At 66.2% G+C, this 13764-nt stretch carries 15 protein-coding genes; 4 read left to right on the top strand and 11 right to left on the bottom strand.

All coding sequences use genetic code 11. The features are described 5' to 3' along the window. A complete protein-coding gene (locus tag ACFVYC_RS10225; protein ID WP_387549792.1) occupies positions 1-579 on the bottom strand; it encodes a TlpA family protein disulfide reductase in 579 nt (192 codons plus the stop codon). Between the two features lie 62 nt (positions 580-641). Continuing rightward, the gene (locus ACFVYC_RS10220; RefSeq protein ID WP_387549513.1) at positions 642-1322 is read right to left on the bottom strand and encodes a histidine phosphatase family protein; all 681 of its coding nucleotides are present in this window, start codon (positions 1320-1322) and stop codon (positions 642-644) included. A gap of 200 nt (positions 1323-1522) precedes the next feature. Here ACFVYC_RS10220 and ACFVYC_RS10215 point away from each other — a divergent pair, with 200 nt between their 5' ends. The 3 genes from ACFVYC_RS10215 to ACFVYC_RS10205 all read left to right on the top strand — a co-directional run bounded on the left by ACFVYC_RS10215 (position 1523) and on the right by ACFVYC_RS10205 (position 3616). After that, positions 1523-2071 carry a YceI family protein gene (locus ACFVYC_RS10215; protein ID WP_387549511.1) on the top strand — a complete coding sequence of 183 codons (549 nt, stop codon included), beginning with the start codon at positions 1523-1525 and terminating at the stop codon, positions 2069-2071. Between the two features lie 145 nt (positions 2072-2216). After that, positions 2217-2672 (top strand): hypothetical protein, encoded by a 456-nt coding sequence (locus tag ACFVYC_RS10210; protein WP_387549510.1) that lies wholly within the window; start codon positions 2217-2219, stop codon positions 2670-2672. Positions 2673-2836: 164 nt separating this feature from the next. Beyond that, entirely contained in the window at positions 2837-3616 is a 780-nt protein-coding gene (locus ACFVYC_RS10205; RefSeq protein ID WP_387549509.1) for a hypothetical protein, read from the top strand. 52 nt (positions 3617-3668) lie between these two features. Here ACFVYC_RS10205 and ACFVYC_RS10200 read toward each other — a convergent pair whose 3' ends face one another. Both ACFVYC_RS10200 and ACFVYC_RS10195 read right to left on the bottom strand, forming a co-directional pair. Beyond that, positions 3669-4373 carry a redox-sensing transcriptional repressor Rex gene (locus ACFVYC_RS10200; protein ID WP_387549507.1) on the bottom strand — a complete coding sequence of 235 codons (705 nt, stop codon included), beginning with the start codon at positions 4371-4373 and terminating at the stop codon, positions 3669-3671. Positions 4374-4477: 104 nt separating this feature from the next. Beyond that, entirely contained in the window at positions 4478-4732 is a 255-nt protein-coding gene (locus ACFVYC_RS10195; protein WP_387549506.1) for a glutaredoxin family protein, read from the bottom strand. A gap of 77 nt (positions 4733-4809) precedes the next feature. Here ACFVYC_RS10195 and ACFVYC_RS10190 point away from each other — a divergent pair, with 77 nt between their 5' ends. Then, entirely contained in the window at positions 4810-5628 is an 819-nt protein-coding gene (locus ACFVYC_RS10190; protein ID WP_387549504.1) for an HAD family hydrolase, read from the top strand. A 119-nt stretch (positions 5629-5747) separates the two neighbouring features. Here ACFVYC_RS10190 and ACFVYC_RS10185 read toward each other — a convergent pair whose 3' ends face one another. The 7 genes from ACFVYC_RS10185 to ACFVYC_RS10155 form a co-directional block, all read right to left on the bottom strand. Then, a complete protein-coding gene (locus tag ACFVYC_RS10185; protein WP_003792170.1) occupies positions 5748-5846 on the bottom strand; it encodes a 30S ribosomal protein bS22 in 99 nt (32 codons plus the stop codon). Positions 5847-6036: 190 nt separating this feature from the next. After that, positions 6037-6249 carry a helix-turn-helix domain-containing protein gene (locus tag ACFVYC_RS10180; protein ID WP_104044967.1) on the bottom strand — a complete coding sequence of 71 codons (213 nt, stop codon included), beginning with the start codon at positions 6247-6249 and terminating at the stop codon, positions 6037-6039. 155 nt (positions 6250-6404) lie between these two features. Then, positions 6405-7550 (bottom strand): 3-deoxy-7-phosphoheptulonate synthase, encoded by a 1146-nt coding sequence (locus tag ACFVYC_RS10175; RefSeq protein WP_387549502.1) that lies wholly within the window; start codon positions 7548-7550, stop codon positions 6405-6407. A 214-nt stretch (positions 7551-7764) separates the two neighbouring features. Beyond that, entirely contained in the window at positions 7765-9093 is a 1329-nt protein-coding gene (locus ACFVYC_RS10170) for a glycoside-pentoside-hexuronide (GPH):cation symporter (RefSeq protein ID WP_387549500.1), read from the bottom strand. Positions 9094-9148: 55 nt separating this feature from the next. Continuing rightward, the gene (locus ACFVYC_RS10165; protein ID WP_387549498.1) at positions 9149-10168 is read right to left on the bottom strand and encodes an acetylxylan esterase; all 1020 of its coding nucleotides are present in this window, start codon (positions 10166-10168) and stop codon (positions 9149-9151) included. Between the two features lie 59 nt (positions 10169-10227). Next, a complete protein-coding gene (locus ACFVYC_RS10160) occupies positions 10228-11727 on the bottom strand; it encodes a rhamnulokinase family protein (protein ID WP_387549497.1) in 1500 nt (499 codons plus the stop codon). Beyond that, positions 11724-13760, bottom strand: a complete 2037-nt coding sequence (locus ACFVYC_RS10155) for a bifunctional aldolase/short-chain dehydrogenase (protein WP_387549495.1) — start codon at positions 13758-13760, stop codon at positions 11724-11726. The genes ACFVYC_RS10160 and ACFVYC_RS10155 overlap by 4 nt, the downstream gene beginning before the upstream one ends. Between the last annotated feature and the right edge of the window lie 4 nt (positions 13761-13764).

The following is a 13764-nucleotide window of genomic DNA, read 5'->3' as shown; positions in this document are numbered from 1 at the left end:
CTACTCGGCCACGGCGGCAGCGATGAGGGCTTTCAGCGTGCCCTTTTGGATCTCGCCCAGGACGCGGGAGGCCACCCGCCCCTGCTTGTCCAGCACCAGCGTGGTGGGGACAGCGCCGGGGGGAACCAGTCCGGAAACGGCCAGCAGGACGCCGCCGTCCTTGTCGTCAAAGCTGGGGTAGGTCAGGTTGAAGGACTTGTCGAAGGCTTCGGCGGTGGCCTTCTCATCCCGCAGGTTGACGCCGAAGAACTGCACGCCCTGGGGCTGGAACTCCTGGTGCAGCTCTTCCAGGATGGGCGCCTCCACCCTGCAGGGGGCGCAGGCGGCGAACCAGAAGTTCAGGACGGTGACTTTGCCCTGGAAGTCGGACGGCGCAACCGCCGTGCCGTTGAACAAAGTGCCGTTGACCTGGACGGCGGATTTCCGGTCCTCCGCCGCAAACTCGGTGACGGAGCCGTCGCCGGCCACGTAGTTTTTGTTGTCCCCGGCCCTGGCCTGCTCGGCGAGGGCATCCTCCTGGGCACACGCCGAGAGGCCCAGGGTGAGCGCGGTCAGGGCGAGACCGCCGGCGGCGAGCACGCTGCGGCGGGAGGTGGCGGGCTGGCCCGGCCGGCCCTTGGTGGTGAAACTGTCGGTCACTTCTAGGCTCCAGGGGTGCTGGCCGCACCGGGAAGAAGGGACGCCGCGGGTTCGCTGTAGGTGACTCGCACAAGTGCGCCGTCGTCGTCGAACACCAGCGACGTGATGGAGGTCAGCGTGCACTCACGCTTTCGCGGGTCGTGCCACAGGGGCTTGCCCTCGGCGCTGAGCCGGGTGGCCCAGATGGGAAGCTGGTGGCTGACCATGATCGCTTCCGGTCCGTCTGTCCCAAAATCGCCGTCAGCGAGCTCGATGGCGCGGAGGCGGGCCTCCTGCGCCGCTTCCATGACCCTGGCTGCCTGCTGCTTGTAGGGCTCGCCCCACGACGGCCGCAGGGGGTTGACCAGCCGCGGCCAGTGCTTGGGCCTGCGCAGTTCAGCCTTGGAAACTTTCATGCCCTCGAAGTAGTTTTCCGCTTCGATGATCCGCTCGTCGGTGTGGATCTGCAGCTGCAGGGCGTCCGACGTCGGCCGGGCAGTTTCCTGCGCCCGGTCCAGCGGGGAGGCGGCCAGGTAGGTGATGCGCGCTCCGCTTTCGGCACGCTGCCGGAAGTGCTCCGCGAGGGTCAGGGCCATCTCCTTTCCCAGCTCGGAGAGGTGGAATTCGGGCAGCCTTCCGTACAAAACGCCGTCGGGATTGTGGACCTCGCCGTGGCGGAGCAGATGGACAGTGGCTTGGGGCATGTTTACCAGTTTCTCAAAGATGGCGTGCGATCCGAAATCTTCTACACCCAGTAGAACTCAAGTATTTGAAGAAATGTTCCGAACCCGGGAACAAAAGATGCAAATGCATGTTTATACTGGATGCAGCAGTTAGTTGATGATTCAACAAATGAAGCTTCAACGCCACCCGACAAACAGGTAACACCCCAAGGAGAAACATCATGGCACTTCCCGCAGACGTCACCACCGGCACCTGGACCCTGGACAACTCCCACAGCGAGATTGGCTTCACCGTCCGCCACGCAGGCATCAGCAAGGTCCGCGGCCAGTTCAAGGACGCCGCAGCCACCTTGGAACTCGGCCAGGACGTGGCAGATTCGAAAATCAGCGCCACCATCCAGACCGCCAGCTTCGACTCCGGCGACGCCAACCGCGACGGCCACGTCCGTGGCGAGGACTTCTTCGACGTGGAGAAGTTCCCCGAGATGTCCTTCGTTTCCAACGGTCTCGTGGCCAAGGGCAACAGCTACGAGCTGACCGGCGACCTCACCATCAAGGGCGTCACCCGCCCCGTCACGCTGGACACCGAGTTCAACGGCGTGGCCGTGGACCCGTTCGGCAACACCCGCGCCGGCGTTTCCGCTGAGACCACCATCAGCCGCAAGGACTTTGGCCTGACTTGGAACGCCGTCCTCGAGACCGGCGGCGTCCTGGTGAGCGACAAGGTTGCCATCAACCTCGAACTCGCCTTCATCGCTCCTGCAGCGTAGTTCCCGCACCAGCAGGGATCCTGCATCAGCAGTTCCTGCATCAGCGCACCTGATTCACGGCACCCCGGCACCGGCTTCGGCCAGCGCCGGGGTGCCGCCTTTTAAACCGGCCCCTCCCCAGGCACGCAGGGCTACAGTGATGGCCATGAGCAACTTCGACAGCACCAGGCCCCGCAACGGCTTCGCCGGCATGTTCTCCGTGGCGGGCCTTCCCACCGAGCTCAAGGTCTCGTTCTGGATCTGGTTCCTCGGCGGCATCCTCGGGCTTCTGGGCGGAATGCTGGGCATGCTCGCCTCGCTGGTGCTTTTTGCCGCGGCGCCCGCTGCGGCCGTTGGGGTGGTGCTGCTTATGCTGCTGGCCGCTGCCGTTGGTGCCGCGCAGATCGTTTTTGCGCTCAGGATGAAGGAGGGAAAGCAGTGGGCGCGGCTGGCCCTCACGGTGCTGACCGGCGTCGCACTGCTCCTGGCCCTTATCAACATGGCGATGCGGGTTGGCCAAGGCGGCAACTGGGCGGGCTTCCTGATCAGCCTCGCAGCAACGGTCCTGCTCTGGCTGCCCAACTCGCAGGCATGGTTTGCAGCGGTAAGGAACAGAGGCTAGCGGGTCCTCACAGGACAACCGCCCGGGCAGGGGGCGGAATACCTCCCTGGAATGACTCATCTGCCGCCGGTCCGGGGGTACGGTGGACTTAAGCCATGCTGGGGGTAGGGCACAGGACCGAAACCCGGCAGCCTACCAGAACCCGCCACGCCAAAGGACAGCTCATGAGTAATCCTCCCGTCCCGCCCCCCGTGCCCAACGATCCGGAGCAGGGCAACCAGGAGCCGCGTTACGGGGAAAATGCCCCGCAGTACGGGCAGAACGCTCCCCAGTACGGGCAGAACCCGCCGCAGTATGGCCAGAACCCGCCACAGTTTGGCCAATCCGGTGCGCCGCAGTACGGGGAAAACACTCCGCAGTATGGCCAGAACCCACCGCAGGCTCCGGGCTTCGGCCAGCAGCCGTACGGGCAGCAGCCATACGGGCAGTCCCCCTACAGCCAGTACCCGTCGGAGCAGCCGCAGCCCGCGGGCAGCCAAGGCGTGCCGCAGCTGGTCAACATCTCGTTCTGGCTGCTGATCGCCTCCGCCGCGATCTTCGTCATTTCGATGCTTACCGGACTCACCCAGCTGGATGATCCGGTTTTCCGGCAGACCTTCGAGCAACAGGTGGAGGGCACCGGAGCCGGTGTCTCCTACGAGGACATCAAGGGCGTCATTGCCGGCACCCTGGTGGTCTTCGCGCTCCTGGGCGCAGGACTCTACCTGCTGGTGGCCTTCTTCATCCGCAAGGGCAAGAACTGGGCCCGGATCCTGGGGACCGTCTTCGCGGCGCTGTCCATCTTCGGCCTGTTCGGCGTCCCGAGCATCGGAACCCTCGGCACGCTCCTGGGGATCGCCGCCATCGTCCTGCTGTACCTGCCGGCAGCTGCTCCCTACTTCCAGAAGCAGCAGCCCTTCGCCAATCCGTACGGCGGCGGCATGGGCAACCCTTACGGCCGGTAAGCAACGCTCTTTTTCCACACCTGCGGGCGTGGGTCCCGGAACCGCCTGAACCCTAGGCGGTCTGCCCCGGGGCCTGCGCCCGTTGTGCGTGGTAAGCCAGGATCTGCAGTTCCGTGGCCATGTCCACTTTGCGGAGGTTGACCCCCTCCGGCACCTGGAGCATCACGGGGGCGAAGCTCAGGACGCTGCGGACCCCCGCGGCCACCACCCGGTCGCAGACATCCTGCGCCACGGCGGCCGGCAGCGCCAGTACCACCATGTTCGCTCCGGTCCGGTGCAGCACGGCTTCCAGATCGGCGACGTCGCTGACGCGCAGCCATCCCACCTCGTTCCCCACCACCATCTGGTCCGCGTCAAAGATGGCCACGACGTCGAAGCCCCGGGATTCGAAGCCGCCGTACCGCGCCAGGGCCTTGCCGAGGTTGCCGGCACCAACGATGGCCACCTTCCAGTCGTGCGTCAGTCCCAGTGCCGCGGCGATGTGACGGCTGAGGTACTGCACCTCGTAGCCGACACCGCGGGTACCGTAGGAGCCCACGTGGGACAGGTCCTTGCGCAGCGTGGCTGAACTGACACCGGAGGCTTCAGCGAGGGATTCGGAGGAGACACGCTCCACCCCTTCGGCGAGCAGGGTGTTCAGGGCACGCAAATAGAGCGTCAGCCGGGCCACCGCTGCGGGTGGAATCTGTTTGGCCGGCGTACCCGTGGTGTCCGGAAGATCCGGGACAGCCTGGGGAGTTGGATCCAGCGAAGCCACCAGCCCCTCCCTCGCATCGCGTTGTGACTCCACTCTAGAGCCCTCCGGCCGATGCCAACAAAGCAGCGGGCCACAAAACGTACGTGCTCACCGGCACTGCTTCCCTACTGGGCCATGGCCCGCTGCAGCACGCGTTCCAGCCGGGTCTCGTCGATCTTCCAGAAGTCGCGCTGCACACCGTCCACCAGCACCACCGGGATTTCCTCGGCGTAGCGGTCCCGCAGTTCCGGCTGGTGGTCCACCAGCTCTTCCGTCCACTCAAGCCCCAACGAAGCAGTGACCCGGCCGACGGCGTCCCGCGCTTCTTCGCACAGGTGGCAGTCAGCTTTGGTGATCAGGACGACGCGCGGTGTAGCCATGGGTTAACCGTATCCCCGTTGGCTGGGGCCCGCGACGCCGACGGTGGCCACCGACTGGATTGACTAGACTCAGCTTTATGCCCGAGGAGAAGTACGTCGCCGTAGTCACAAAGCCGGTTGCGGCGCCGCAGCCCGGCGAGGCGGCGTTCTTCGATGTGGACAACACCCTCATGCGCGGCGCCAGCCTCTTCCATGTTGCCCGCAAGATGCACCAGCGCGGCGCCTTCACGCTTGCCCAGGCTGCCGGGTTCGCGTGGAAGCAATTCAAGTTCGTGGCCCGCGGCGAGAATATGGACGACGTCCACGCCGTCCGGGACTCCGCACTCACCCTGGCCGCAGGCATCACCGTGGACGACGTCAAGGCCCTCGGCGAGGAGGTCTACGACGAGATGATCGCCTCCCGGATCTGGCCGGGCGCCAAAGCCCTGGCCGAGCAGCATCTGCGGGTGGGGCGGCGTGTCTGGCTGGTGACCGCGACCCCCATCGAAGTTGCCACCGTGATCTCAACCCGACTGGGACTCACCGGAGCACTGGGCACCGTCGGGGAGGTTTCCGAGGGCATGTACACCGGCCGCCTGGTGGGGGACATCCTGCACGGCTCCGCCAAGGCAGTGGCCGTCCAGGCGATCGCCGACGCCGAGGAGCTGGACCTTAAACGCTGCTGGGCTTACAGCGACTCCTACAACGACATCCCGCTGCTCACCCTGGTGGGCCATCCGGTGGCCATCAACCCGGACGCCCGCCTCCGCCGCCATGCCCGCGATAACAACTGGCCGGTCTACGATTTCCGGGCCGGCAGGCGGGCGGCAACGTTCGGCCTCAAGGCAGCCACCGCCGGCGGTGCGGTGTACGGACTGTGGAAAGGCTTCGCCCGCATCCGTGGCCCCCGCATCTAGGTAGCGCGAAGTGTCGTTCCGGGCACCCAAAGCGACACTTGGCGCTACCTGGTTGGGTAGAACAGAAATGCCCGCCGCCTCGGAAGGCGACGGGCATTTCCACGCTGTTGAAAGTATCTCTACTTCTTGTTGCGGCGCTGGTGACGGGTCTTGCGAAGCAGCTTGCGGTGCTTCTTCTTGGCCATACGCTTGCGACGCTTCTTAATAACTGAACCCACGAAAGTTCCTCACAAACTAGATGCAGTACCTGTCTGATGGAAAGTGTTCGTGGACAGAGCTACGAACTGAACAACTGACAGATTCTTACAATGACGTAAAACGTTCCTTAACAGGGTACCGCCTATCGGGGGCGGCTTCTGACCGGAGGGACTCCGACCGGCGGAATTACGGCGAATGCGACGGGAAGGCTCAGGCTGTTTCCGTGTGGCCGTCCACTACGGCGCCTTTGAGGTACTGGTCCACAGCGGTTTCGGGGACCCGGTAGGAGCGGCCGAACCGCACTGCCGGCATCTCCCCGGAGTGGACCAGGCGGTAAACGGTCATTTTGGAGACGCGCATGACCTGGGCAACTTCAGCCACGGTCAGGAACTTCGCGTTGGAGAAGTTCTGTTCTGCAGACATTTCCCTATTTTCCTTTGCTGACGGATGGACAACAGTGACCCCATGTACGTGCCAATGCGGTGTTCCGATGCTGAGCCATCCACCAACCACCTTCTAGATACTCTAGATGTTCCTGTGGCAGAAGTGAAAGTAGTACCGTCCCCCTACTTACTCCCCTATTTAGCCGTCCTGCGCTTGCGTGCGGACGCAGCCAACTGGTCCAGCACCGGGACGGAAACGTCCCAATCCATGCACGCGTCCGTCACGCTCTGCCCGTACACGAGCTCCGACCGGCCGGCAGCGTGCTCGGCAACATCGAGGTTCTGCGCGCCGCCCACCAGGAAGCTTTCGAGCATGACCCCGGCGATGGCCTGCGCCGAAGCCCCGCCGTCCTCAAGCTGGGCGCCGATCTCCAGCGCCACCTCGGCCTGGCGGTGGTGGCTCTTGCCGCTGTTCGCGTGGCTGGCGTCAACGATGAGGCGCGGGTTCAGCTGCTTGCCGGCGAGCTTGGCAGAGGCGCTTTCGACGTCGGCCGCTGAGTAGTTCGGTCCCTTGCGTCCGCCGCGGAGGATGACGTGGGTATCCGGGTTGCCGGCGGTGGCCACCAGCGCGGCCCGGCCGTCGCCGTCAATGCCGAGGAAAGCCTGGGCCGCCGCGGCGGCACCGCAGGCGTCGATGGCCACCTGGAGGTCGCCGTCGGTCCCGTTCTTGAAGCCGATGGGCATGGAAAGGCCGGAGGCGAGCTGCCGGTGGATCTGGCTCTCGGTGGTGCGGGCCCCGATGGCACCCCAGGAGATCAGGTCCGCCATGTACTGCGGGCTGATGGGCTCGAGGAATTCGGTGGCGGTGGGAAGTCCGAGCGCGGTGACCTGCTGCAGGAAGTGCCGTGCCGTCCGGAGCCCGGTGACCATGTCGTGGCTGCCGTCCAGGCGCGGATCGTTGATCAGGCCCTTCCAGCCGACGGTGGTGCGGGGCTTCTCGAAGTAGGTCCGCATCACGATCAGCAGGTCTTCCTTGTGCTTCTCCGCCTGGCTGACCAGCCGCCGTGCGTACTCCAGCCCGGCCTTGGGGTCGTGGATGGAGCACGGTCCCACAATCACCAGCAAGCGGTCGTCCACGCCGTCCATGATGGCGCGGACTTCGTCACGTCCGCGTTCGACGACGCCTGCCGCCCGGGCATCCAGCGGCAGTTCCGCGATCAGTCCGGAAGGGGTGGGCAGCGCGGTGAATTCGCTGACGCGCAGGTTGGACGTGGACTTCGCCGTGGATTCCCTGCGGGAGTTGCCGGCGGTGGCGCTTGCGGGGGCTGTTGCGGTGCTCATGTTCGGGTCCTGTTCCAGAAGGGAAGCGGGCCCAGTCAGAACCCGCCGGAGAAACGGCGAAGGGCAGAGAATAGTCTCTGCCCTGTTGGCTCTGAAGGAAAGTTGGATGCGTGTCAGTTAGACGCGGGCCCCTCCAGAGCCAACGAAAAATACGCATACCAACGGTTTGTCATGCCATGAACCATAACCGGAAGCTGCCGCCGCCGCAAAAGTGTTACGTCGCATCGCGGGACAGGCTGGCCACCAGTTCCGCGTGCCTTTGGTCTGTCAGGCGGTACCAGTGCATGATCCCGACGGCGGCCAGCACCAGCGCTCCGGGGAGCAGCCCCGCCGCTGCCCTGATGGCGAGGGTGGCTGCCTCAGATTGCTCGGCCGTGCCGGAGACGTAGCCGCCCCAGGCGAGCGAGAAGGCTACCAGGGCTCCGCCGAAACCCATGCCCAGTTTCCGGGTGGCGGCCAGGAGTGCGTAGTTGATGCCCTGGACCCGGACTCCGGTTTTCCATTCGCCGTACTCCACGGTGTCGGCGATCAGAGCCCACGTGAGGATGCTGACCGAGGCCGACGCAAGGAGCCCCAGGACGAGGCCTGCCAAGCCGAGCAGTGGAACGTCCGCGGGCGCGAGGAAGACCAGCGCGCCGCCGAGCGTCCCGAGTCCCCCGCCCGCGCTGTAGACGGCGCGCTTGCCCCACCGCGCCACCGGACGCGGCATCAGGACGGCCAATATCAAGGTGATGGCCACCTGCGCGCCGGCCATGACCGGGAACAGGTCCACACGGAATATAACGTCGCGGAGGTAGTAGAACTGGGAGGCGGCGGTGGCGGATGTGCCGGTGACGAAGAGGATGGAACTGACGCACAGGATCACCAGCGGCGAATTGGCCTTCAGGGCTGCGATGCTCTGGCTGAGGGTGATTTTGGGGATACTGCCGGGAACCCGTTCAAGGCAGATCGTGCCCGTGAAGGCATACAGCGCCGATCCCACAATGGCGAACGCGATGGTGAGCCAGGTGAAGACCTGCTGCATGTCCTGCCCCGCCCCGAGGAGCGGTGCGATGAAGAAGCCAAGAGTGGCGCCCACGGACAACCCGCCAAGGGTCCGGGCGCCGCCAAGCCGGGCCCGGTCCCTGGCGTCCTGCGTCATGGCTCCGACCAGGCAGCCGTAAGGAACGTTGACCATGCTGTAGGCAACGCACACGAGCCCGTAGGTGCAGTACGCGTAGAGCAGTTTCAGTGCGGGGTCGACGTCCGGGACATGGAAGACCGCAACGCTCAGCAGCAGGGGGATGAAGCCGAACATCAGGAAGGGCCGGAACCTGCCCCAGCGTTTGCTGTGCACACGGTCCACGATGCGGCCGGCCGCAATATCCGTGAAGGCGTTGAATACCCGCGCCACCAGCAGCAGCGTTCCTGCCGCCGCGGCGCCGATGCCCGCGACGTCCGTGTAGTAAACCAGCAGGAACATGTTCCCGGTGGTGATGATCATGCTGTTGGCAGCATCGCCGGCTCCGTAGCCGAAAACACTGAGCCTGCTGAGCTTCTTCATGAGTCCCTTGTCCTGCGGGCTCGGAAACCGTTTTCTCACACCCGCAGGAAGGAACTTACCCCAAAATCTTGCGCAGAAACAGCAGTTGCCTGATCCAGTGGTGTTCCTGGCCGCCTTCGTGGTTGTTGAACCGGTAAACCTCGATCTCCTTGGGCGCGCCGGTACCGGATGAATCGGCGGCGCCGGCGCCGTAGGCATTGAAGCTCGCGAACACGGTGGATGGCGGGCAGATGTCGTCCATCCGGGCAGCCGAGTACAAGGCAGGTGCCGTTGCCCACCGGGCCAGGTTGACGCCGTCGAAATAGCGCAGGACCGCGAGCATGGGCTCGTACCGGTCCCGGTGGCGGGCGAGGAAGGCTGCGATTTCCGGGTACGGGCCCCGCGGGGTGATGTCGATGGCGCGCGGGAAGTCCTGCAGGAACGGGACATCGGGCATGGCCGCCACGACGCCGTCGAGCCTGCCTGCCGCCAAGCCGGCAACAGCCACAACGATCCCCCCGCCCTGGCTGACACCCGCGAGGACAACCCGCGACGGGTCGATGGCCGGGTGGCTTTGGGCAGCCTCCACCGCACGGAAGGCGTCCACGTACACGCGGCGGTAGTAGTAGTCCTCCCGGCTGACGGCACCACGGGTCATCAGGCCCGCATGTGCCACCTCCCCGGCGGAAGGATGCGGATCCGGCGTCTCGCCCAGCGTCCCGCCGTAGCCCTGGCCCCGGGTATCCATGATGAAGTGCGCGTAACCTGCCTGCGCCCATCTCGTGTCCTGGTTCACCAGTCCCCGGCCGCCCGAATACCCCACGTACTGAACCACCACCGGCAACCTGCTGCCGGCGGCCCGGTTGACGGGAAGGTGCAGCCAGCCCTTGATGGGGGCACCCCCGTACCCGGCAAACGTCACGTCAAAGGTGTGGATGACGGAGAGGTGGTTCTCCACCGGCTCGAAGGAGGCGGCCAGCGGAAACGCCTGCGCCTCCTCGATGGTGGCATTCCAGAATTCGCGGAAGTCCTCCGGCGGCGTGACCTCCGAGGTGTAGTTCCGGAGCTGGGCCAGAGGGAGGTCAAAGAGGGGCATCGGAGTCCGTCCTGTTGGTGTGGTTGCTGTACGCCCTATGTGCCCGGCGCCGCCGTGGGTTACAGCCGCGAAAGCTCCGGCGCGAAGACCTCCAGGGGGCTGCCGGCAACCACCAGGGCCCGGAGGTCCCTCAGCACGCCGTCAATGGCCCCCGCAGCGCGCGCCTGTACCAGGACGTTGCCCAGCGCTGTGGCCTCCACCGGACCTGCCACCACTTTCCTGCCGGTGGCGTCAGCGGTGAGCTGGCAGAGCAGCCGGTTCTGGGAACCGCCGCCCACTACGTGCACCACGTCCACCGAACGGTCGGCGAGCCGTTCGGCGTCGCGGATGGTGCGGGCGTAGCCGGTGGCGAGGCTGTCCATGATGCAGCGGGTGATGGCCGCGGGATCGTCCGGCAGCACTTCTCCAACGAGGCGGACCGCTGCGCGGATGCGTTCGGGCATGTTGTCCGGGGCGATGAAGCAGGGATCATCCGGGTTGATCTGCGGCCCGCCGGGCGGCAGTGCGGCCGCGGCGGCCAGCAGCGCGGGGAGCTCGGGCCGGAATCCTTCGGTGGCCCAGGTCCGCTGGCATTCGCTGAGGAGCCAGAGTCCGCCCATGTTGCGGAGGTAGCGGATGGTGCCGTCCACGCCGCGTTCGTTGGTGAAGTTCGCCTCGCGGCTGGCTTCGGTGAGGACGGGGTGTTTCAGTTCCAGCCCCACGAGGGACCAGGTGCCGGAGGAGATGTAAGCGAAGTTTTCCTCCTGCGCGGGGACGGCGGCGACGGCGGAGGCTGTGTCGTGCGAGCCCACTGCCACCACCCGGGTGTCCTGGGGCAGTCCCACCTGCGCGGCGATGGCCGGCAGGAGGGTGCCAACGGTTTCCCCGGGCTGGATCAGCGGCGGGAACAGGTCCTTTCGCAGGCCCAGGGCGGTGAGGAACTCGGTGGCCCACTCCCCCGCCACGGCGTCGAACAGGCCGGTGGTGGAGGCGTTGGTCGCCTCGGTCCGCCGCTGTCCGGTGAGGAGGAACGCGATCAGGTCCGGAATCAGGAGTGCCTGCACCCCGGCCAGGTCCGGCTCGGAGGCGAGCTGGTAGATAGTGTTGAACTGCAGGAACTGCAGCCCCGTGGTGCCGTACAGGCGCGCGGGGTCCAGTTTCCGGTGCACGGGCTCGACGGCGGTACGGCTGCGGTCGTCGCGGTAGCTGAAAGGCTGGCCCGTCAGCTCGCCCGCGGCGTTGACCAGGCCGTAGTCCACGGCCCAGGTGTCGATGCCGATGCTGGCCACCCTCTCACCCTGCGCGGCGGCGACGGTAGCTGCCGCGGCGAGGCCCTTGAGCACCTCGCCGAAGAGTGCGTTGAAGTCCCAGCGGAGGCCGCCGTCGATCTCCACCACACCGTTGGGAAAGCGGTGCACAACTTCGAGCTCCACACTGTTGTCCCCGCCGGCCCGAACCCGGCCCAGGATGACCCTGCCCGAGGAGGCGCCAATATCGACCGCGGCGAACACCTTGGCGGGCCCTGCGGAAACTGCCCCGGCCGAAGCCGGGGCAGTTTCATGGGTGCGTCCGGTGCTCATCGCAGGAAGGCTGCGGCCACTCCGGCGTCCACGGGGATGTGCAGGCCGGTGGTGTGGGACAGTTCGTTGCTGGTGAGGACGGCGGCGGCGTTGGCCACGTGCTCGGGCAGGACCTCGCGCTTGAGCAGGGTGCGCTGGGCGTAGTACTCGCCCAGCTTTTCCTCGTCCACCCCGTAGACGGCGGCGCGTTTGGCGCCCCAGCCGCCGGCGAAGATCCCGGAGCCGCGGACCACGCCGTCGGGGTTGATGCCGTTGACGCGGATGCCGTGCTCGCCCAGTTCCGCGGCGAGCAGCCGCACCTGGTGGGCCTGGTCTGCCTTGGTGGCGGAGTAGGCGATGTTGTTCGGGCCGGCGAACACCGAGTTCTTGGAGGAGATGTAGATGATGTCCCCGCCCAGGCCCTGGGCGATCATGACCTTCGCGGCGGCCTTGGCCACCAGGAACGAGCCCTTCGCCATGACGTTGTGCTGCAGGTCCCAGTCCTTCTCGGTGGTTTCCAGCAGCGGCTTGGAAATGGACAAGCCGGCGTTGTTGACCACCAGGTCCACCCCGCCGAACGCCAGCACGGCGGCGTCGATCGCTGCCGCGACCTGCGCTTCGTCCGTGACGTCGGCCTGGACGCCGATGGCAACGTCCGGCCCGCCCAGCTCTTCGGCGACCTTTTCGGCGTTCTCGAGGTTCAGGTCAGCGATGACCACGCACGCGCCCTCCGCTGCGAGGCGGGTGGCGATGGCCTTGCCGATGCCGGACGCCGCGCCGGTCACCAGTGCGATGCGGGTCGCGTGGGATTTGGGCTTGGGCAGCCGGGCGAGCTTGGCTTCCTCCAGCGCCCAGTACTCGATCCGGAACTTTTCGGATTCCTCGATCGGGGCGTAGGTGGAGATCGCCTCAGCCCCGCGCATCACGTTGATGGCATTGAGGTAGAACTCCCCGGCCACCCGGGCGGTCTGCTTGTTCGCACCGTACGAGAACATGCCCACACCCGGAACCAGGACGATGGCCGGGTCCGCGCCGCGCAGGGCCGGGGACTCGGAATCGGCGTGGCGGTCGTAGTAGGCCTGGTAGTCCTCGCGGTAGTCGGCGTGCAGCTCATGCAACCGGGCAATGGAGTCCTCAACCGTCGCGTCGGCGGGCAGGTCCAGAATGAGCGGCTTTACCTTGGTGCGCAGGAAGTGGTCCGGGCAGGAGGTGCCCAAAGCGCCCAGGCGCGGGTGCTCCGCAGCTTCAAGGAAGTCAAGGACGACGGCGTCATCACTGAAGTGCCCCAGCTGCGGCTTGTCGGTGGAGGCCAGGCCGCGGATCACCGGCGCCAGGGCTGCTGCCTTCGCGCGGCGCTCCGATTCGGGCAGGGCGCCGTAGCCGGGGAGCCTGGGACCGAAGGGCTCGGCCTTGCCGTTCTCGCGGATGTATTTCTCGGCCTGATCGATGATCCACAGCGAGTTCGCTTCCGCTTCCTCAGACGTGGCGCCCCAGGCGGTGATGCCGTGCCCGCCCAGGATGGTGCCGATGGCCTGCGGGTTCATCTCCTTGATCGCGGCGATGTCCAGGCCCAGCTGGAACCCGGGGCGGCGCCAGGGAACCCAGAGGACCTTGTTGCCGAAGATCTTCGTAGTCAGCGCCTCCCCGTCCACCGCGGTAGCGATGGCGATGCCGGAGTCCGGGTGCAGGTGGTCCACGTGCGCGGCGTCCACCAGGCCGTGCATGGCGGTGTCGATCGAGGGGGCGGCGCCGCCCTTGCCGTGCAGGCAGTAATCGAACGCGGCCACCATCTCGTCTTCCCGCTCAACGCCGGGGTAGACGTTCTTCAGCGCGTTCAGCCGGTCCAGGCGCAGCACCGCCAGGTTCTGGGCCCTCAGCGTGCCCAGGTCCCCGCCGGAACCCTTGACCCAGAGCAGCTGGACGTCCTCACCCGTGACCGGGTCCTTCTCGGTGCCCTTGGCCGAGGTGTTGCCGCCGGCGAAGTTGGTGTTCCGCTTGTCCGCGCCCAGGCGGTTGGAACGGGAAATCAGGTCTTCAACAGTCTTGTTCGTCATAACT

It is taken from the genome of Pseudarthrobacter sp. NPDC058329, assembly GCF_042879835.1.
Lineage (GTDB): Bacteria > Actinomycetota > Actinomycetes > Actinomycetales > Micrococcaceae > Arthrobacter.
The sequence above is the reverse complement of the archived record's forward strand: the minus strand, read 5'-3'. Positions and strand labels throughout refer to the sequence as shown.